The following is a 22,597-nucleotide window of genomic DNA, read 5'->3' on the forward strand; positions in this document are numbered from 1 at the left end:
ACACATATGCGTGATATGCAGGATAAATGGTAACGTACACGATGCCGGATATTCACGGAAACGGGGTATCTTAAGGTAAGACGTCAATTAATCAATAATCTTTGCCACGATATGCGATCTTTCTTCAACTGGCTGGATGAACGGCGTGAACTCGGGATTTTCGGCCTGAGGCTCTTCATCGGCCTCCGGCTTATTTACGGAACGATAGATAATGTGACCAGCTGGGACCGGATGCTGGAGTTCCGCGCTTTCCTGGAGGCGCAGTATTTCCCTTTTCCATTAGCCTGCGCTATTGTTTCAGTGACGGTGCAGCTCGTTGGTGGGTTCCTGTTATTGCTCGGATTGCTTACCCGGTACGTTTCCCTGCTGCTGATCGTGAATTTCCTGGTGGCTGCCTGGGTGGACTTTCCCGGCGGAGTGGGAGCGCTCACGCCGCCCCTTGCGATCCTGTTTTCGGCGGTTTTGTTCCTTTTTTATGGGAAGGACAGGTATTCGGTGAAATGGGGTTAAAAACGCCCGGGATGACCTTTTGCATCGTTTCGTTTTTTCATGAGAGTGGCAAAGGAGCGTATAAGTATCCCAGTGTATCTGCCTTTCACCGCCTTTAGTCCGCCTTACACTGGCGACAAGCCGGCTGGAAATGTTTCAGCCCCCTTAAAGTTTTCAGTTGAAACACTATCAGCGGCACCTGAAGCATATCAAAAGTATAGCAAGAGCATATCAAAAGCGTATCAAAAGCATACTTACCCCCACCCGCTGCCATTTTGGTCTACCCTTTTAGGCAAAATGGCAGTCTTTTCCCTGTGGCCGACTTTTTTTGGGCAGGTTACTGGCTCCCACAAAAAAGCCGGCAGAACCGCCGGCTTTTCCCAATTATGACCAAATTCCGGGATCAGGGAGCAAGATATGCTCCGTCTACCGGGTAATAAGCCCCTGTTACAAACGATGCTTTGTCCGAACTGAGCCAGATCACCAGTTCCGCCACTTCTTCCGATCTGCCCAGCCGCCCGATGGGATGTTTAGACACCAGCGCCGCTTTCATTTCCGGGGGCGCCTCTTTCAGCAAAGGCGTGTCTATAAAGCCCGGCCCTACCGCATTCACCCGGATGCCCTGTGAGGAATACTCGATCCCGGCATTCTGCGTAAGCCCTACCACACCATGCTTTGCCGCTACATACCCGGCAGAATGGGCAAACCCCACCTGCCCCAGGATAGACGCCATGTTCACGATCGCCCCGCCGCCGTTTTTCAGCATCACCGGCAGCTGGTATTTCATACAGTAGAATACGCTGGCCAGGTTCACGGCTATCACCTTGTCAAAACCCTCCACGCTCATGTCCGCAATCAGGTTCTGCTCCCCGCCGATGCCGGCGTTGTTGCAGGCAATGTCCAGCCGGCCGTAATGTTTCAGGGTGGCCTTCACCAGCTGTTCGCATTCCGCGGGCCTGCTTACGTCGCATTTCTCGAACTGCGCGTCCCCGCCGGCTTTGCGTATTGCCTCCACGGTGCTGTTGCCGCCCTTTTCATTCACGTCGGACACGATCACTTTCGCTCCGCAGGCCGCGTACAATACCGCCACAGCTTCCCCGATGCCGGAGCCCGCGCCGGTTACCAATGCCACTTTCCCGGTAAATAACTGTTCCATCATTTTATCTGTTTTAATGAAAAATTTGCACTCTTCGCAACGGTGGAATGTAGTATTAACAAAAAGCGGGTGAAAGGGTTGTTGCAGAATTGTGTTAACTTGCCATAACTGGATAATAATTAATGTGTTTTTCAGTTATAATGATAGAGTTCCCGCGCTATGAAACTAACGTACAGGCATATATTGTTTTTTATCCTCCTCCTTGGCTGCTTCACCAGCGGCAATGCGCAGAACCTTATTGCCAATCCCAGCTTTGAAGATGTGAACATCTGTACGGAATACAACGCCCCCTGCAGCCCTTCCGCCTGGGAAAGCGTAGCGCCGGAGCATGTCAAAATGCAATACCTGTACTCCGCCGCCGCTATGGCGGGCAGCAATGTGGTAAAACTGATCCACCGCCAGGGCGGCCTTCGTAATTATATACAGGCTCAACTGCTGTGTCCCGTTGAACCGGGGCGCAGGTATAAGATCACCATCGTTGCCGGTAAGGACTTCTTTGGCACCATGGAGCTGGGCCTCCGGCTGGATACGGCGTATATCTACCGCCTGTCCGCCATCCCGCTGGACACCCTGCCGCCCACCCTCATCTTTACCGAAAAAGACGCCGTGGAAACCAAAAAAGGCGAGGTGGATTTTTTCCGTATAGAAAAGGTGATTACCGCCCATGCCGCCGCCAGCCATGTGATCATCGGCAATTTTGCCAAAGGGAACCGGAAGGAGAGTGTGAGCCGTGAGAGTTATTTTATAGACAGCGTCAGCATAGAGCCCCTGGACGGCGGCCCGCTCTGCGATCAGGCGCAAAAGATAAAAGACAGTCTTTATGCCCAGCACCGGCGCCATACCATTCCGGCGGGTTATTTTAAACAGGAGAAGGCGAAGATGGAAGTGCGGCAGGACAGGCGGCACTGCATCACCCTCACCGTAAAAGACGAAAGCATTTTTACGCCCAGGGGTCGCTCTAAGTTCCCGGAAGCCGCCGCCCGCATGGATTCCCTCATCAGGATATACGACCCTTACGCCGGCACCAAAGTGATCGTGACGGGGTATGCCTTTAAGCCGGGAACGGGCAATTACAATAAGATCCTTTCCACCGTACAGGCGCAGAAGCTGAAAGACGTGCTGGTATACCGTCACGGCTTTGCGGTGGACGATGTGGAAGTATACGGCCGTGGCAATGCGGAACCGCGTTTCGAGACCACTACCGATGCCGGTAAAGAAGAAAATAATTTCGTGGAGATAGAATTCTGCCTGCCCAGGCCCCCGCCCGTGGCAGCCATCGCTCCGCCGCTCCCGCCCCCCGCGCCGGATACGCTGGTGATCCCGGATGTGCTGTTCCGGTTCAACAGCAGCGAACTGAACACAAAACTTTACAGCTCGCTGGACAGCCTGGTGGCGCGCATCCCGCGAAACGATACCATACAGCTGCAGATACTCGGGTATACGGACAATGTAGGCACGGAAGCCTATAATCTCAACCTGAGCCGCAACCGCGCGGCGGCAGTGGCGGAATACCTGAAGGGGAAAGGGCTGGAAAAATACATCCGCCATGTGTCCGGCCTGGGCGAAACCGTGCCCGTAGCGCCGAACGATTCGGAAGAAGGCCGGCGGAGGAACCGGCGGGTGGAGATCATTATTTACAAAGGCTCCGATTAAAAGATATTGCAGGGCAGGCAATGCAAAAGAAAAAGGCCGGCCCTTGACTGGACCGGCCTTTTCAATATCCTGTACGGTTATTTGCTGAGGTACGAACGGAGCATCCAGGCCATTTTTTCGTGCTGGCGCAGCAGGCCGGTCACGAAATCGCTGGAGCCAAGGTCTTTCTGTTTGTCGGCAAACTCGGTGATCAGCTCGCGCAGTTCGCGGATAATGGTTTCATGATCTTCCAGCAGGTTTTTGATCTGCTGAGGCTGATCGTTCGTGTATTCGGGTTCCAGCAGGTTGGTCAGTTTCAGGAAATCCACCAGGCGGCCGGTGCTGTAATGCCCGATCATGCGGATACGCTCTGCAACTTCGTCAATAATCTCTGCCAGTTCGCCATACTGCCCTTCAAAAAAGAGGTGCATCTCGTGGAAATTGTCTCCAACCACATTCCAGTGATAGTTGCGGGTTTTGGTGTACAGTACCTGCTCATCTGCCAGTAATACCTGCAATTTTTCCGCAACGGCCTGCAAATGTTTTTCGGGAACTCCGATGTTTACTTTCATGGTTATAATGTTTTGGGTAAAAAATCTACAATTCTATCAGGGCATATACTTTGTCGTTCAGGTAACGCCCTCCGGGATTCCATGCGGAATAGTCGAGGTTTATCCAGTATTCGCCCTTCATCTCATGATAATATAACTCCTTTACAGGCGGATTGTTGAATAAATGAACAATTGCCTGTTTCATCGTCTCAAATTCTTCCTTGCTCCCGCAATACAGCTCAGGGTAAGCATGCCCCTTGATCAGTACGATCCTGGTGCGTGCGCCGATGCTTTGCATACAGCTGGCCATCAGGATGGAATGATCGTCGCAGTCCCCGCCCAGGCCGTTCAGGATGGTTTCCATCGGGGTGGCGAAGTATTCGTCGCGCTGGCTGTCATTCACATACCGGAAGTGATGACGAATGTATTTAAAAAGCGAGAGATACCGTACCACCTTGCCGTACTTGGGAAAGTATTCGTCATAATAATCCAGCGAATGTGCCACAGAAAAGTTGCGCACCGTGGAATCCTTATAATTCGCCTTTTCGCGGATGCCGCGCACGGTTTTGTCCATGTAAGTCTCCACTTTGCGCGGATAGAGGCTCAGGATGTCCAGCTGTTTGTTGTCCCGGGTGCCCCAGTTGCCCTGTACCATGCCCTGGTAGTCGTTCAGCACGTTGGAAAAGGAATAACGCCCGGTAAAGAAGTTGAATACGAGGATGCCCGCCACCAGCACAAAGGCCGGGATGATCAGCGGTTTGAATACCCACAGCAGCAGGCGGGTGAACAGGAAAGCGATCAGGATGGAAAGGAAAAGGTCGATATGCCACTGGCCAAGCTGCACGACAGGCATGAACCGGTTGATATACGGGGCCAGGGGCAGTATGGTCAACAGGCTCAGGAGGTTCAGCAGGAAATGCTGGAAGGTGGTGTATTTACTTTGATCGATGGGCATTACGGTATCTGGTACCGTAAAATTATGCCAATTTGTGCGGTGTAGCCCCGGAAATATTGTTAAAATGCTATCAATATTTCCGGGAACCGCGGGCCACTACATGGGTTCAAAGGCCGGCAACGTCTGTTTGAAAGAAGTGCTTTCCCTGATAAGCTCCATTTTGTGCAGGGCGTCTTTCTTTTGTTTGTCCATTTGCAGGTGGTGGTATATTCGGTTAAGTACACCGTAATTGAGGAGTGCGAATATTTTGAAGTCCAGCTTCTGCGCGGTGTCCATCGCGGCTTCTGCCGCGCGGATGGCTTTGTTGAACTCTTTTTCCTGGTAATATATCTGTGCCGCGATGATCTTTTGCAGGGTGTCAAGATGGCGGCCGTTGAAGAAGTCCGAAGAATAATGTTTCAGTACGTTCTCCACGTGCTGGCTGATCCTGGAAGCGGCGGCAATATCCCCCGTGCTGATGTGCGCCTGCGCCTTCCAGCAAAGCAACATGAGCCGGAAAGGATCGGTACGGTTGAACAGGATAGAGGGATGCTGCTCGAACAGGCGCTGGGTGAACAGGAGCAGTTGCTGATAGTCGCCCAGCATCAGGAAGATAAAACACATGGCGCGGTATACCGCTTCTTCCCCTACGGTGAAGGACTTTTGCTGTGTGAAGTTCCAGTGCTGCACGTAGTGGTAGATCTTGTCTTTCATCTTTTCATCCAGCTGCCCGAATTTGAGGTATTCGTAAATGAAGAGGAAAGCCTCGTAGGGGCTGATCCACATTTCCCCCGCCATCTCGCCGCCGGCGCAGATCTTTTTGATATTGGAAAGCTCTATCTCGCACTGTTCCGCATCCAGCTGCATCAGCGCCATCACGAAGAGGTTGCTGCGGATCTTTAATTTATCGTCCGGAGATTCGGCCATGCCCAGCAGGGTGTTGAGCACTTTCCGTTTTTTGAAATGGATGAAGTCGTCGTTGATGAACTGGCTGAAGGGGTTTTTCCGGAAATAACCCGGCGGGAATATGGAGGAAAGCTGGGGTTGCTGAGAGCCTTCCTGCTGGTAATGCAGCACCACGTATTCCAGCAGGTGCGCCTTTTCGAGGGTAGCCAGCGGCAGTTTGAAAAAATTCCGGATGCTGTCCACCTGGTTGCCGGTGATGGCAAAACGTAAAAGCCATTTGAACACCGCGATGCGGAAAGGGCTTTGCGGGAAATAATCCAGCACTTCCAGCAGCAGCTTTTCGGACACAGTTTGTTCGTGCTGCGACAGGAAGTGCATCGCGGTGAAGTATTCCAGCAGGAAGTTGTGCGCAAAACGAACCTTTACGTTGAACATGATCTCCTGGCTGAGGTTCTCTTCCACGAGAATGTTGTCCGCCAGCAGTTCCTTGTACGCGGGAAAGAGTTCCGCATTTTTATTGAGCAGCGTGCATTTGTCCGTATACAAACCTGTCTTCCCCATATCCAGCAGCTGCAGCATTTTGTCTATGATGCGCACTTTGAAGGAATTGGCCGGGGAGCTGAACACACGGTTCTGGATGAACTTGCTGATCACTTCGAACAGGCTGAGGTTTTCATCCACAAACGACTGGTCGGGCGTGGCGTTCAGCTGGGAAAATAATTGCAGGTAATAAGGATGCCGCAGTTTTTGCAGGAAACTATCCGAAAAAAGCCGCACGGTGGCCGGATCGAAATCGAAGTTGTAGAGCACGGATTTTACTTCCTGTTCCGTGAGCAGGGGGATGTTTGTATTGGTATCCTCATCCATTTCCTGCCCCAGGTACCAGTATTTCCGGAAGGAGGGGTACTGGTGGCTTTGGTGAAACACTTCGCCCCAGGTGCTGGAGCGGATGGAAAGGATCACTTTCACCCAGGGGTGCAGATCGTTTGAATACACGAAATCTTCCAGCTTGTTATAGAGCAGTTTCAGTTTGTCCGCGCCCATGGCTATCTCGTCGAAGCCGTCGATGATGAGTACGAGCCTGCCGCCTTTTTCGTTCGGGTGGGTGGAAAAATATTCGCGGAAGTTGTCGCCGTTGCCGAGACTAAGTTGATTGTCCAGCCAGGCGGACAATGAAAAGCCTTTGAGGAGGAGGCTGCCGGCGGCGTGCGCGTTGATGAACCAGCAGATGTCATTTTGATATACAGGGTCGCGTCCGAACCAATAATGTTCGGCTGCGTGTACGAGTGCGAGTGATTTTCCCCATCCTGCGGGTGCGATCAGGACAGTGGCGGCGTGGCTGCTTTCGAGGAACCGTTCTATGTGGGAGAGGCAGTACTGGCGGGGTACGGTGTTTTCAAACGGCATGCCGCAGCGGTTTTTGAGCGTGAGCATGGTGTAATGGGATACAGCTGCCGCTCTTTTCCGGACATCTGCCCATTTGGAGTGATCTTCCGCTGTTGCCTGCGGGCGGAATGTTTTTTTGTAAAAGTGGGTCTGGAATTCTTCCCAGTCACGGAACCGGCAATACTGCGCCAGCGTGTTGAGGGTATAGCGTGAAAAGCTGTGCTGCGTGACCGCAAACCCGAAAACACGTTTGAGTGTGGTTTCGCTGACGAGTTTTCCGGTATGGTTAAGGATAGCCTGGGCGAGGTGTTTACATTGATTAGGTTGAAGGTTTTCCACCCCGAATTGTCGCAGCACCTCGCTTTGCAAGGTGATGATGAAGTCGTAGGACAGGTCGATCATAAGGGCACAATTAATGGATTAGGACTATAGAGACCCCTGAATAATGGTACAATTGAATAGATACGTAACAGAATGAATGTTTGGATTTGGCATTTTTTGGAATGAATAAACTGAACGGGTAATAGTTGATTGAACAAACATGTTTTGCGATTTGATTATCAATTAAATGACATGGGCTAAACGGAGTAAAAAAAAACTTCAAATTTTTTTAAGGGATAATCCTTTTGTATAGGATGATGAGAGTGGCATAAAGGAGTGAAAAGCGTGCGTAAAAAAGATATGTTTTTACGGCTGGGTGACATTCAGTAATGAATACACGCCGCTACATTTCCTGAACATATTTTGTTCAGTATTCATAAAAATGAACAGAATGAACAGTTTATTCAAACAATGAACAGCCTGCTTTCTGTTCACAGGAATGAACAAGAATGACACATCGTTTCCAGTGTGAACCCCTTTAATTTCGTGTAGTCAGATATGTAGTGCTTCCGAATATACCTGTATCAATACCTAAGAATGTATCCTATCAAAAACAAACTGAACGGCCTCGAAATACCTGAATTTTTTTGACAGACATTCTTCCAAAAAACCATTTCCTATGTGTATAAGGATAGGCTTATAAGGAACCAGTCCCCTGTTCATGTGCAGGGAGGTACCCCGCTACAATCACCGAAATCACGCAAACATTACTTTATTATAACCCAAACCATTGTATATGAGTTTTAATGTTACTCCTAAATGCCTTCTGCGCACTTTTATTGTCATTTCCGCAATCTGGCTTTTTGGTTGGCCGGCGAAAGGCGCGCATGCTGCTGATAGATCTGCTCACGCAGCGTTTATCCAGTACTGGTGGTATCCCGCTCCAAATACCGCTTCCGCCACGCCGGAAGAATGGTATGGGAAATCTCCCCTGATCACCGGCAGGAGTTCCGCTCCCTCCGCAAATACCTATTTTGCCGCAGGCCCTATCTACAGCCCCGGGTCCAGCGACGAGGAAATCAAACCCATCGTGCTCCTTTGCCCGCTCTGCTCAATCACAAACGACGGGGCCAGTCATGACGGTAATATTAATACCGCCGCCGAAGTGAACGCAAGCCTCGGCATACTCGCCAAAGTAGGACAGCGGATTATCTTCCCCGGTACTTACGAAGCGGGAGATAGTGTAGTCGTAGACTTTGAAGTGCCTTCCACCGTCATAGACGCATCGCTGCTGGGCGGTATCCGCCTTGCCGCGTTCAATGGTACTTCCACCACACCTGTATTGGATGTTGCGCTCAACTCACCGCTGGTGAACGTACAACTGGCCGGTATAGGCTCCGGTGGCAGACGCAGGGCCGTGATAGCCATGCCTGCCCAGTTCGACAGGGTGGAGGTGACCATCGGCGCTGTGCTGAACACGCTTAGTAACCTGCTCATATATGAGGTGACCGCCATGGTGCCCGTAACTGTTACCCCCGCCGCAAGACCGGTGATATCCCCCGCCGGCAGTCCCGCCACGCTCAACGCTTCCATGCGTCTCGGCGCCGCTACCTTCAACTGGTACGATGTGCCCGTTGGTGGCACTCCGCTTGGTACGGGCGCTACTTTTAATTCACCCGTGCTCACCCGCGGCGTGCATACTTATTATGTAGCCGCCACTACCACCGCGGACGGCAGGGAAAGTTACATCCGTACAGCCGTAACCGTAGACGTGGGCGGCGGCCCCGGTCTTTTATGGACGTACGGCGACCAGCAGGTAAGCCCGAGGCTCGCAGGCGTATGCGCGCTGTGTACCGTAGTGGACCCGCTGAATGCCGTGGATGCCGATCCCAACACCTCCTCGCTCCTGTCCGCGCCGGTAGGCCTGCTCAGCAGCGTGGGCCAGCTCCTCCAGTTCCCCGGCATCTACCAGGCCGGAGACAGCATCATCCTCGATCTTGAACTGCCAGGCCAGCTGTACACCAAATCACTGCTTACAAATATTACTATACAGCCCTACCTGGGCGCCGCCACCGCCGGGCCCGCCACGGACCTCGGCACCGATCTCATCAATGTACAATTGCTGGGCATAGGCATTGGCGGTACCAATAAATTCAGGGTGAGCGTACCCGCCACCGCTTCGTTTGACGGTGTGGAAGTGAACCTGAAAGCCGTATTGGCTGAACTGGCCGCGCTGCGCATCTACGAAGCCGCCGCTATGATACCCGTAGCTGTTACGCCTTCGCCCGCCCGTATACCTTACAATACAACCGCATCGCTGAATGCAACCGTACGCCCGGGTGGCGCTACCCTCAGCTGGTACACCACACCCACCGGCGGCACAGCGGTACAGACAGGCGCCGCCTTCACCACGCCCCAGCTTACCCGCAGCACCACTTATTATGTGGAAGCCTCCACGCCCGATGGCCTCACCAGTTACCTGCGTACTGCCGTTCCCGTTACACTCGGCGGCTCGGACGGCCCGCTCTGGAGTTATGGCGATACACAACAAAGCCCGCAGCTCAGCGGTGTATGCGTGGGTTGCTCCGTTCAGAATCCTGAACTGGCGATAGACCACGATACCACTACCGCTTCCAATATCAGCATACCGCTTGGTGTGCTTAGTTCCGCGGGTCAGCTGATCCGCTTCCCCGGCAATTACCAGGCGCTGGACAGCATTATCCTCGATCTTGCCATTCCCGCCGGTCAACTGCTCAACGCACAATTACTTTCCGGCATAAGGGTGGAAACCTTTAACGGCACCACTCCCAATAACGATGCCGCAGCATTCAGCACGGCGCTTTCCAATGCACAGCTGCTGGGCATTCCGCTCGGCCCTACCGGCAGGTTCAGGGTTACCCTGCCTGCCACCGCGGCGTTTGATGCGGTGCAGATATCGCTTACGCCTGTTGTAGGCGGCCTTGCCAACCTCCAGGTATTTGAAGCAACCGCTATGATCCCTGTAACGGTAAACCCCGCGGAGCAGACTGTGCCCGCCGGTACCACCGCTACCATCAACGCGGCAAACAGGCTTACCAATGCATCTTTTAACTGGTATACCAGCCCCACCGGCGGCACGCCTGTTGGCACCGGCGCATCGTTCGTTACGCCGCCCATGAGCCGCCGCACCACTTATTATGTGGAAGCTTCCACCCCGGATGGTAAAGTCAGCTTCAGCCGCACACCCGCGGTAGTGAATGTAGGCGGCGGCCCCGGCCCCCTGTGGACGTATGGGGACCGCCAGGACGGCGCTGTGATCACCGGTATCTGTGTAGGCTGTACCGTTACGGACGGAGACAATGCCGTGGATGAAGACACCACTACTTCTTCGCTCATCACCACCACCGTGGGCGCGCTCGGTTCTGTTTCCCAGCTGATCCATTTCCCCGGTACTTACCAGGCGGGGGACAGCGTGGCCTTCGATCTTGAGCTGCCGGACCAGCTGTTCAGCCTCCAGGCGCTGGGCGGCATCACCGTTCAGTCTTATAATGGCAATACACCCAATGGCGATGCCATTACCCTCGATAATAACCTGGTGAGACTGGAGCCTCTCGGCCTGGGCGTTGGCTCTACCGGGAAGTTCCGCGTGATAGTGCCCGTGAATGCAGGGTTTGACGGCGTAAGTATCGGCACATCCGCCGCGCTTTCCGCCCTCGGCAACCTGCGCGTATACGAAGCCGTGGCCTTTATGCCGGTAACCGTTACGCCTCCCGCGCCGGTGATACCATCGGGTACTACCGCTACCATGACCGCCAGCGTGAGAGCGCCGGGCGCCACTTATGCATGGTACGATGCACCCACCGGCGGTACGCCGCTGGGCACCAGCGCCAGCTTCACCACTCCGCCGCTTACCCGCAGCAAAGAATATTATGTGGAAGCCGCCACGCCCGATGGCAAAAAGAGTTTTGTACGTACTGCTGTGCCCGTTACAGTGGGCGGCGGCCCCGGTCCGTTGTGGACGTATGGGGACACCCAGCAGAGCCCCGTCGTTGGCGGCATCTGCCTCGGTTGTGTTGTACAGAACCCTGACCTTGCTGTGGATGGCGATACCACCACCGCATCACAAGCCATCATTACTGTAGGCGCGCTGGGTTCAGTGGGCCAGATCATTAAGTTCCCCGGCACGTACCAGGCGGGAGACAGCATCTCCTTTACCCTCGGTGTGCCCAGCCAGCTGCTCAGCGCGCAGCTGCTCTCCGGCATCAGGGTGCAGACCTTCAACGGTACAACGCCCAACAACGACGCGATTATGCTGGACAACGACCTGATCAATCTCCAGGCCCTCGGCCTGGACGTGACAGGCAACGTAACCAAGTTCCGTGTAAGCGTGCCTGTGAACGCCGGGTTTGACGGTGCGCAGGTGGATCTTACCGGCCTTGTTTCGGGATTAAGCAGCCTCAATATTTATGAAGCTGCGGCCTTTGTACCGGTAACAGTTACCCCTCCTTCCGCAACGGTTCCATTTGGTCATGATACCACGTTCACGGCTTCTATCAGGTTCCCGGGCGCTACGTTCAGCTGGTACGATACCCCCACGGGCGGTACGCCGCTGTTCACCGGGGCTGTCTTCAACACGCCTGTGCTGATCGCAGATAAGACATACTATGTGGAAGCAGCCACACCGGATGGCCTGAAAAGTTATATCCGTACAGCGGTGCCCGTTACCGTAACCGTAGGCCCCGCCAGCCCTGACCTGAGCTGCGGCCGTGGTATTACGCAGACGAACTCCACTTTCGGGCTCTGCCTGCTGTGCGGTATCCAGGATCCCGCGCTTGCCGTGGATGATAATCCGCAGACCTCCTCGTCAATCCATGTGCCTGTGGGCCTGCTGGGCGCTGGTGCTTACCAGCGTTTCCAGTTTGGCAGTCAAAGTTCCGCAGGTGACAGTTTACGTATAGTAGTAGGCTCCACCACGGGCCTGCTGAACCTGCAGTTGCTGGGCAACGTCACTATCCGCCCGCGCAACAACGGTGCTGAAATTGCAGCGGATGTAAGACCATTGAACAATGGCCTGCTCACGCTGCAGCTGCTGGACGGCGGCACCCGCCAGGTAATCTCATTTGTGCCCACCGGCATATTTGATGAAGTGGAAATAAGGATCGCGGGAGTTGCTTCCGCGTTGACGGAGATCAATGTATTCTACGTACAACAAATAACACCGCGCGCCACACTGGCATCAGATACGGTGAACGTGTGCAGTGGCTCACCGGCCGTATTAAATGCGAACGGTCCCGCGGGCGCTACCTTCCGCTGGTACGATGCCCCGACCGGCGGTACCCCGCTGTTCACCGGCGCTACCTTCAGCACCCCGGCCATCACCGCGGATGCGGTATATTATGTGGAAGCCGTTTCAGCAGGCTCAACCTGCCCGAGCGAAGTGCGCAGCCCTGTATTTGTAAAAGTAGGCCTGCCCACCGTTTCCGTAACGGCCAATTCAGTTACCATACCACAGGGCGGTACAGCCACCTTTAATGTAAATACGCCGGACACTTCGCTTACCTACAAATGGTACGATGTGCCCACCGGCGGCACAGCGCTGTTCACCGGCCCGGGCTTTACCTCGCAGCCATTGAACGCTACCACTACATTCTACGTGGAAGCCAGGAATAACAGCGGTTGCGTAAGCGCGCAACGTATCGCCGTGATCGCGAATGTTGTCATCGCCAACCCTGATGCGCCCTGCGATATCGCCACCACACAGATCAGCAATGCAAGCGGCATTTGCCTCGGCTGTTATGTGGACAACCAGGGTTCCGCGGTGGATGCCAGCACGCAGACCTTCTCCACCCTGCATGTAATAGCAGGCCTGCTGGGAGGTTACGTACAGCAAACGCTTATTTTCCCTGCCGTAAGCGATGCGGGAGACAGTGTAAGAATGCTGATCTCGTTCCCGTCTTCGCTGGCGGATGTAGGACTGCTGGGTTCATTGCAGCTCGCTACCTACAACGGGGCTACTTTTAATAACGACCGCGTTGCGCTGAACGGAGGATTGCTCACGCTCAGGTTGCTGCCCGGCAACACGCAGGCGCTGGTATCCTTTGCCCCGGCCGCAATATTCGACAGGGTGGAACTGCGGATGAACGCAGGCGTGGCCACCGCGCTGAGCGCAGTGAACGTACATTACGCGCAGCGTTTTGTACCGGTGCCGGTTCTCCAGGTGGACACCGTGGCTACCTGCCCCGGCAGCACCGCCACACTGGCCGTAGCCGCCAAACCCAATACCGTGTTCCGCTGGTACAGCACGCCCACAGGCGGCACACCGCTGTTCACCGGTACTACATTTGTATCAGGCCCGGTAAGCTCGGATACAGCATTCTATGTAGAAGCAGTTAAAACATCCACCAACTGTCCGAACCCCGTTCGTACAAGAGGCGTGGTAGAAATAGACAGCGTACCCGCTGCGCCCACACTCGAAGCTACCACTGTGACCACCTGCAGCGGCAGTACCGCTGTGCTCAGGGCTACGGCACCCGCGGGCGCCACGTTCCGCTGGTATGACACACCCACCGGCGGCACAGCATTGTTTACCGGTGCGGCATTCACCACACCGGCGCTGGACAGCTCCGTGGTATATTACGCGGAGACAGTGTCTTCCGGAGGCTGCGCAAGCACTACCAGGACGGCGGTGCAGGTGAACATTTCCGTACGCCCGGGCACACCGGACGTAACGCCGAATGGTACATCCATCTGCGCGGGCAATATGGCCACGCTTACGGCGAGCTCCGCTACGGCCGGCGTAACCTTCAACTGGTACGCCAGCGCCGCGCTGGACAGCATCATCTTCAGCGGGCCGGTATTCACCACGCCGGTGCTCAATACAACCACTACTTATTTTGTTACTGCCGCAAACGGCCAGTGCGCAAGCGCCACACCAAGGTCTGTGACCGTACAGGTGAATGCTGCGGCGATACAGCCCACGGTAAGCATACTGCCCGCATCCGGTATGATCGAGTACGGACAGACGGCGACGCTCACCGCTACTTCGGCTACCGCCGGCGCTACTTACCGCTGGTTCCTGGATTCACTGGGCACGGCGCCTGTATTTACCGGTGCGCAGTACATTACGCCGCAGCTGGCCAATACCACCAAATACTTCGTGGAAGCGGTAGCAGAGTCTGGTTGCGCCAGCGCCCGTACATCGGTGACCGTAAGGGTGAACCGTAACTTCAATCCTGGTTGCGACTTCGCGAATGCGCAGACCAATGTTGTCAACGGCATTTGTGTACTCTGCGCCGTTACGAACCCGGACAATGCGGTAGATACTGATACTACGAACGCTGCGACTGTTACACTGCCGGTTGGCGTTGCCGGAAGTATCTCTTACTTCTTCGACTTCGGCAGCCTTGCCGCGGCAGGCGATACCGTGAAGATCAGGTTTGCCACCCCGGCAGGTTTACTGGATGCGGCGGCACTGTCCAGGATAGAAGTGACCTCTTATAATGGAGCCACTTCCAACAACGATACCCGCACGCTGAGCAACAGCGCGCTGAGAGTAGTGCTGCTGGGCGGCGCGAATCAGCAGGCGGTGCTGTTTGCACCGGGCGCTCCGTATACGAGAGTAGAGATCAGGATGGGAGGACTCGTAGGCGCATTGCTCAATATGAACCTTTATTATGCAAACCGTGTGCTGGCATCGCCCACTGTAACGGCGAACACCACTACGCTCTGCGCGGGCGGTCAGGCTACCCTCACGGCCACAGCGTCTGACAGTGCGACGGTACGCTGGTATACACAACCCACCGGCGGCACGCCTGTGTTCACCGGTAAAGTATACACTACCGGTGCGCTCACCACCACCACTACTTATTATGCGGAAAGCTATCGCGCATCCACCAATTGCGTGAACCCGATACGTACGCCGGTTACTATCAGTATACTCCCCGTTCCGGATGCACCGGTTATCATCAGCGGAGATACTTCCATCTGTACGGGTGGCGTAGCGATCCTGCAGGCCAGAACGGTAGATCCCACTCACAGCATCCGCTGGTTCAGCGTGGCTTCCGGCGGCGTACCGCTGTCCCTGGACAGTGTGTTCACCACCGGCAATCTCACCGCCAATACTACTTATTATGCGGAAGCATACAACGGTACCTGCGGTAATCTCACCAGGGTTCCTGTAAACGTAACCGTAGGCACCATACCGCCGGATCCTGTTCTTGAATCCAATAACCTCACGATCTGCTCCGGCAACACTGCCGAACTGAAAGTGACCTCCACTACGGCGGGCCTCACCATACGCTGGTACACGGTGCAGTCAGGCGGCACGCCTGTAGCAACCGGTGCTACCTATATCACCCCGGTACTTTCATCCACTACGATCTATTACGTGGACGCAGTGAATAATACCGGCGGATGCCCGAACGGCGGCGGAAGGCTGCAGGTAACCGTAAACGTGAACGCCACACCGGCCGTACCGGCACTCGTGGATTCCGTAACGACGATATGCCGCAACCAGCGCGCTACGCTGACCATAAGCAATCCGCAGCCGGGCGTGACCTACAACTGGTACAATGCGGCCACCGGCGGTACGCTTCAGTTCACCGGCGCCAGCATACTCACACCCGCATTGCTGGACAGCATCACCTACTTCGTGGAAGCTGTAGGCACAGGCAGCTGTACCAGCACCAGCCGTGCAGTAGCCGCTGTAAGCGTAGTGACCTTACTGCCCGCTCCGCCGGTAGAATCCGCCAACCTGGCGGTATGCCGCGGCTCACAGGCTGTATTGCGCATCAGCAACCCGCAGACCGGCGTGACCTATAACTGGTACGACGCACCGGGCGGCAACCTGCTCTTCACCGGACCGGTATATACCACCGGCGTGGCAGTGGCAAACGCCAGCTACCATGTGGAAGCGGTAGGTACCGGCGGCTGCGCCAGCGCGGGCCTCACACAGGTAAATGTGACTGTAACGGACGCGCCTGCCTTACCGGTGATTGTCGGCAACACGACAGTCTGCCAGGGCAGCGCGATCAGCCTGAGCGTACAGAACCCCGTAGCATCGCTTACCTATCGCTGGTACAGCATTGCCACCGGCGGTACCGCGCTTGCAACGGGCCCGACCTTTGCACCGACAGGTGTAACTACTACCACTACTTATTATGTAGAAGCTGCAAACGGCAACTGTACCAGCGCCGGCAGAACCACCGTGACCGTAACGGTGAACCCTGCCCCGCCGACCGTAACAGTAGACGCGGCTGCCAAAACAGTCTGCACCGGCAACAGTGCGGACCTGCATGTGATCAACCCGCAACCGGGCGTTACTTACCGCTGGTACGATGTACCGACGGGCGGCACCGTGCTTTCCGCTACGCCTGATTATGTTACAGCCGTGCTCACAGCGAATAAGGATTTTTATGTTGAAGCGGTGAATGCAAGCAATTGCACCAGCCTCACCAGGACCAAAGTGACCGTAACCGTAGTGGCAGGGCCTACCCCGCCAACGGTAGAGTCCGCGAATGTGGCGGTATGCCGCAATGCACAGGCCATCCTGCGCGTGACGAACCCGGTTACCGGCATCACTTACAACTGGTACGATACCCCGGGCGGCACCCTGCTGTTCACCGGTACGGCTTATACCACTACCGCCATCACCGGACCTGCTGACTACTACGTGGAAGCAGAAAGCGCAGGCGGATGCGGCAGCGCAACACTTACCAAAGTGGATGTGACCATCACCGAACCGCCCGCCCTGCCTGTTGTAGGCGGCAGTACCACCATCTGCCTTGGCGCACCGGTGAACCTGACCATTACCAACCCGCTGCCCGGCCTTACTTATAGCTGGTACAGCGTAGCCACCGGCGGCACGCGCCTGGCACAGGGCACCAGCTTTGCACCGAGCGGCGTAACAGCTACCACTACCTACTACGTGGAAGCAGCCAGCGGTGCCTGCACCAGCGCCGGCAGAACGACGGTGACCGTAACCGTGAACCCCGTTCCGCCAGTACCCACAGTAGACGCCACCACCAAATCAGTATGTGTGGGCAACCAGGCTACACTGCATGTGACCAACGCACAGCCGGGCATCATCCACCGCTGGTACGACGTACCGACAGGTGGCACCGTACTCTTCAGCGGCACCACTTATGTTACCGCACCGATCACCGCAAATAAAGACTTCTATGTAGAAGCGCTGAACGGAAGCAATTGCGCCAGCACCAGCCGTACAAGAGTGAGCGTAACTATCACCAACGGGCCTGCATTACCCGCAGTAGCCGGAACGTTGACAGTATGCCGCGGCAACAGGGCAACTTCCAGTATTATAAACCCGCGCACCGACCTGCAATACCGCTGGTACGACGCACCGATAGGCGGCAACCTCCTGTTCTCCGGATCAGTGTACACCACCGCAAACCCGCTCTCTGTAAGAGATACCGTGTACGTTGAAGCAGTGGCTACCGGCGGTACCTGCACCAGCAATGGCCGCAGCCAGGTAATACTGATAGCGGCGGATGCACCCGGCACACCGGTACTGGCGAACGGCGGCGCGGCAACCATCTGCACCGGCTCCACCGCAACCTTCACCGTACAGAACCCGTTGCCAAACGTTACCTACCGCTGGTACGATGCTGCCGCGAACGGCAACCTCCTCCAGGACAACGCAAGCCCGACATTCACTACACCAACGCTCACCGCGAACCTGGATGTGTATGTTGAAGCAGTGATAGGCGGCAGCTGCGCCAGCGCAGGCAGAGCAAAAGCCTCCGCAACCGTAGGTAACATACCGGTAGCGCCGGTGGTAACAGCGGACGCAGGCACCGTTTGCCCGGATAGCAGCGCCACGCTCAGGGCCACCTCTGCGGATGCAGGCGTGGTATTCACCTGGTACACGTCAGCAACAGGCGGCAATGCAGTATTCACCGGACCTGTATTTACCACACCGGGCCTCACGGCAGCCACTACCTACTATGTAGCGGCCAGCTTCAGCGGCGGATGCGTAAGCACCGTGCGCACACCGGTAACCGTGAATATCTACGCAGTACTGCCGGCGCCGACCGTGTCACTGGCCAGCAGAACGGCTAACTCAGTAACCTTCACATGGAACGCCATTGCGGGCGCACTGGGTTACAGGGTATCCACAGACGGCGGCCTCACATTCACACAACCAAGCTCCGGCCTCACCGGCACTACGCATACCGTTCTCAACCTGCAGCCGAACCAGGTAGTCACCCTCCAGGTGATGTCCGTCGGTGCCAGCGCCTGTGCAAACAGCGCATGGTTCCAGGGCGGCGGCAGCACGGACAATCCCGCGGGCAACCTCATCTTTGTTCCGAACGCCTTCACCCCGAACAATGACGGCACCAACGACGTCCTGTACGTTTACGGCACCACCATTGCGACGCTGGAAATGAGAATTTACAACCAGTGGGGTCAGCAGGTATTCGAAACCAAAGACAAAGGCCGCGGATGGGATGGTACCATGAGCGGTAAAAAACAACCGGTAGGCGTGTACAACTACGCACTCCGCGCTACCCTGCAGGACGGTACGACGGTACAGAAACGTGGAACCATAACAATTATCAGGTAACCCGTATAATCAGGCAAGCAAACAAAACACAAAACTGCCGGAATGAAGCAACCCCGCTTCATTCCGGCTAACTCAAACACAAAAAATTTGTTCCTATGAAGAATAAAATATTATTCACTGTGATGTTCCTCTGCGCAATGTTTGCAAACTCTGCACGCGCACAGGTTGACCCGCATTTTTCCCAGTATTATGCTTATCCTTTATGGCTGAACCCTGCGCTGGCAGGTGTGATAGACGGGGATTACAGGCTTACCGGGAACTACCGGAACCAATGGGCCAATTTTGGCAACCCGTACTCCACCGCGGGCGTTTCGTTTGATGCGCCCACCAAGAAAAACCTCGGCCTGGGTATTACCGCGCTGAATATGTCCGCGGGCGATGCAGGGTACAATTATTTTAATGCCATGGCCACCGTGTCCTACAGCGGTGTGAAAATGGGAAAGAATGGTACCACGCAGCTGGTGGCAGGCATCCAGGCGGGTGTGATCAACCGCCGGGTGGACCAGTCCAAATTCCAGCTGGGCAGCCAGTACAATCCCGTTATGGGCTTCGATCCCAGCATTCCTTCAGGGGAAACGCTGCGGGCCACCTCATCCACTGTTTTTGACGCCAATGCCGGCCTTCTCCTGTTTGATGGTAACCCCAATCACCGTTTCAACCCGTTCATCGGCGTGGCGGGCGCGCACCTGACCCAACCGGAAGACCCGTTTGTGGCGGAAGACCAGGAAAGCAGGTCGCTGCCCATCCGCTACACCGTACATGGCGGCTCGCGCATACGCCTGACCGATATGGTAGGCATCACGCCACATGGCCTTTACATGCGCCAGGGCAACGCGGAAGAAATTGTTGCGGGCGTGTATTCACAGATCAGGGTGAACCTGGAATTTGACCTGCTGCTGGGCGCCAATTACCGCATCAACGACGCTATTTCCCCGTTCGCGGGTTTCCATTACAAAAACTTTACCCTCGGCCTCAGCTACGACGCCAATACATCCAACCTGCGCAGGCTTACCAAAGGCAGCAACGCATTTGAAATATCACTGTCTTTCATCGGCCGCAAACGCAGGATCATGCAGCCCGAATATTTCATTTGCCCCAGGTTATAATACCGCCCCAGTAACATCAAACGATGAACCTTATGAAAAGATTTACACTCATTTGCATATTGGCGCTGGCAGGGCTCTTCAGTACCCTGAAGGCCCAGTACGTCCAGGATTACAAACGCACGGCCGATCTCTACTTTGAGCAGAAAGATTTTTACTCCGCCGCTCAGTATTACAGCAAAGCCCTGGGCACCTTCTCCGTGAAACCCGGCGAATACAGGCCCTACCAGCTGGATAAAGACGGCAAAAGCAAACAGAAAAAACTCAAGGATTACGAGCAGGTAGTGTACCGCCTCGCGGAATCGTACCGGATGTACAACGACTTCGGCAATGCCGCGAAATATTACGAAGAAGCTACCAACTTCGACCCCGTACAGTTCCCGCTGGCCCGTTACTGGTTCGCGGTATGCGTAAGGGCCAATGCAAAAACATCCGCTGATTACGAAAAGGCGCTGGCACAGTTTAAACAGTTCAAAAGCGGGTACAAAGCCTTTGATGACCCCGCAAAAAATGCGGATCTCGAAATAAAGAACTGTGAATTCGCCATCGAAGAAATGAAATACCCCCCGCGGTATGAAGTGGCCAAAGTGACCGGCAACATCAACCAGGGCGGCGCAAACTACGCGCCCGTACCGGTGAATGCCAGTACGTTTTATTTTACTTCTTCCCGCCCGGATTCTACTCTTATCAATAAAAAAACGAACCCCTTTATCAACACCCTGTATGTTGCAACGGGAGACGAGAACAATTTTAACAGCCGGGAAAAAGTGCCCATCCCCATGGAAAAGGGCGTGGAACAAGGCGTAGCCTCCATGGCGCCGGATGGCAACACACTGTACGTAACCCGCTGGGCCACCAAAGACGGCAACAAAAAATCATCCATCTACCGCAGCACCCGCTCCGGCAATGGCTGGACGGAGCCGCAGCTGCTGTTCAAAGCCGCTGAATACAGCGACAAAGAACCTTACGTAACGGCGGATGGTAAATACCTGCTGTTTGCATCGGACCGCCCGGGCAGCGCCGGTAAGTTTGACCTCTGGGTGTCCACCATCAACGGCGGCAGCCTCAGCGAGCCCAGCAATATGGGCAAAACCCTCAACTCCCCCGGTGACGAAAGCGCACCTTTCTACGATCCCGCGAAAGGGGTACTGATATTCAGTTCCAATGGCCGCGTGGGTTTTGGCGGGCAGGACTTTTACACCAGTAAAGGTGATTTCAGCAGCGCATGGTCCGCGCCGGAAAACCTGGGATACCCCCTCAACTCCGCGAAAGACGATCAGTATTACGCAGGGCTTACTCCCGCGAACGCCATGAGCAAAGGTTTTATCAGTTCAGACCGGGAGTCTATCTGCTGTCTTGAGATATTCGCTTTTAAAAGAAGGGTAAAAATGGCCGGCGGCATGGTGCTGGATTGCGAAACCAACAAACCGCTCCAGGGAGCGAAGATCACGCTGCTTGACAGCATGCAGAAAGCTGTGGAAGTACAGCAGTCAGGCATTGCGGGCAACTACATGTTTGAAGTGGAAATGAATAAAAAATACCGCGTGGTGATCGAGAAGGACAATTATTTTTCCAAGAACTACACCTTTAATACAGAACAGTTGTCCATGGTGGATTCTATGATGAACCCCACCGTGTGCCTGAAACGTTTCGAGATAGATAAGCCGATCGTCATCAACGACATCTTCTACGATTACAACAAAGCTACCCTGCGCCCCGAATCGAAAGTAATACTGGATACCCTTTATTACCTCCTGCTGGATAACCCGAAAATGGAGATCGAGCTGGGTGCGCATACGGACAGTAAAGGAACAGATGCCTACAACCTGAAATTGTCCAACGCCAGGGCTAAATCCTGCGTGGATTATCTCATCGGGAAAGGCATACCCACAAGCAGGGTGATCAGCAAAGGTTATGGAGAATCAAGGCCGGTGGCGCCCAACACCCTGCCGAACGGCAAAGACAACCCTGATGGCCGCCAGCTGAACAGGCGAACGGAATTCAAGGTTTTAAGGAATTAATGCAAACGCAGAAAGATGTTCTTACTGGGAATTCCTTCCCACCATGAACCATATCCTATTCATATACAATCAGCAGCCGGGCGCGTCCGGCTGCTTTTTTTATTTCTAACCGGCCTCTAACCTACGTCTAACCTAGGTAAAAACCCGGTCTAACCGGCCTCTAACCTACGTCTAACCGGCCTCTAACCTACGTCGCCTTTTTTTCATGCAATACTGGTCATAAGGGAGATAATCGGTGCGGGTTAACAAAATCGGTCGATCCCCGTCCTAAAATAGGTTTACAGTAGCCTGATAGTGCTGAAACAGTATTGATACAGTAGTCTTACAGTAGGGATATAGTAGCCTAACAGTAATGATGAAGCAGGGTAAAAGCGTTCTAACAGTATAGTAAAAGCGTTCCCAAAGCAGGGTGTCTTGTCCTGAAAAAACTTTACAGTGGGGTATTTTGTCCTGGCAGGACTTTACAGTCGATTATTTTATCCTGCTGGAGGTTTACAGGGGTTGTCAATAATACGGATTTGGATTGACATAAAAG

General features: G+C 54.6%; 9 protein-coding genes. 5 read left to right on the plus strand and 4 right to left on the minus strand.

Annotated features, from left to right (window positions below):
- Nucleotides 1-111: 111 nt before the first annotated feature.
- The gene (locus EG028_RS27110) at nt 112-510 is read left to right on the plus strand and encodes a DoxX family membrane protein (protein ID WP_120519412.1); all 399 of its coding nucleotides are present in this window, start codon (nt 112-114) and stop codon (nt 508-510) included.
- A gap of 382 nt (nt 511-892) precedes the next feature.
- Here the strand turns inward: EG028_RS27110 and EG028_RS27115 are convergent, their stop codons facing one another.
- Nucleotides 893-1,648 carry an SDR family oxidoreductase gene (locus tag EG028_RS27115; RefSeq protein ID WP_241559229.1) on the minus strand — a complete coding sequence of 252 codons (756 nt, stop codon included), beginning with the start codon at nt 1,646-1,648 and terminating at the stop codon, nt 893-895.
- Between the two features lie 156 nt (nt 1,649-1,804).
- On the opposite strand from EG028_RS27115, the gene EG028_RS27120 reads away from it, so the two are divergent.
- The gene (locus EG028_RS27120) at nt 1,805-3,298 is read left to right on the plus strand and encodes an OmpA family protein (protein ID WP_120519411.1); all 1,494 of its coding nucleotides are present in this window, start codon (nt 1,805-1,807) and stop codon (nt 3,296-3,298) included.
- 77 nt (nt 3,299-3,375) lie between these two features.
- On the opposite strand, the gene EG028_RS27125 is transcribed toward EG028_RS27120, so the two are convergent.
- From EG028_RS27125 to EG028_RS27135, 3 genes are all read right to left on the minus strand, one after another.
- Nucleotides 3,376-3,849 (minus strand): Dps family protein, encoded by a 474-nt coding sequence (locus EG028_RS27125; RefSeq protein WP_120519410.1) that lies wholly within the window; start codon nt 3,847-3,849, stop codon nt 3,376-3,378.
- A gap of 25 nt (nt 3,850-3,874) precedes the next feature.
- Nucleotides 3,875-4,783: a transglutaminase domain-containing protein gene (locus EG028_RS27130; RefSeq protein WP_120519409.1), complete on the minus strand. Its 909-nt coding sequence runs from the start codon at nt 4,781-4,783 to the stop codon at nt 3,875-3,877.
- A gap of 96 nt (nt 4,784-4,879) precedes the next feature.
- A complete protein-coding gene (locus EG028_RS27135) occupies nt 4,880-7,456 on the minus strand; it encodes an NACHT domain-containing protein (RefSeq protein WP_120519408.1) in 2,577 nt (858 codons plus the stop codon).
- Between the two features lie 715 nt (nt 7,457-8,171).
- Between EG028_RS27135 and EG028_RS27140 the strand changes: the two genes are divergently transcribed.
- The 3 genes from EG028_RS27140 to EG028_RS27150 all read left to right on the plus strand — a co-directional run bounded on the left by EG028_RS27140 (nt 8,172) and on the right by EG028_RS27150 (nt 22,062).
- Nucleotides 8,172-18,938 (plus strand): gliding motility-associated C-terminal domain-containing protein, encoded by a 10,767-nt coding sequence (locus EG028_RS27140; protein ID WP_120519407.1) that lies wholly within the window; start codon nt 8,172-8,174, stop codon nt 18,936-18,938.
- 95 nt (nt 18,939-19,033) lie between these two features.
- Nucleotides 19,034-20,044, plus strand: coding sequence for a PorP/SprF family type IX secretion system membrane protein (locus EG028_RS27145; protein ID WP_120519406.1), 1,011 nt, complete (start codon nt 19,034-19,036; stop codon nt 20,042-20,044).
- Between the two features lie 32 nt (nt 20,045-20,076).
- Nucleotides 20,077-22,062, plus strand: a complete 1,986-nt coding sequence (locus EG028_RS27150; protein WP_162946647.1) for an OmpA family protein — start codon at nt 20,077-20,079, stop codon at nt 22,060-22,062.
- The last annotated feature ends 535 nt before the right edge of the window (nt 22,063-22,597 follow it).

The organism is Chitinophaga barathri (assembly GCF_003807585.1).
Classification (GTDB): domain Bacteria; phylum Bacteroidota; class Bacteroidia; order Chitinophagales; family Chitinophagaceae; genus Chitinophaga; species Chitinophaga barathri.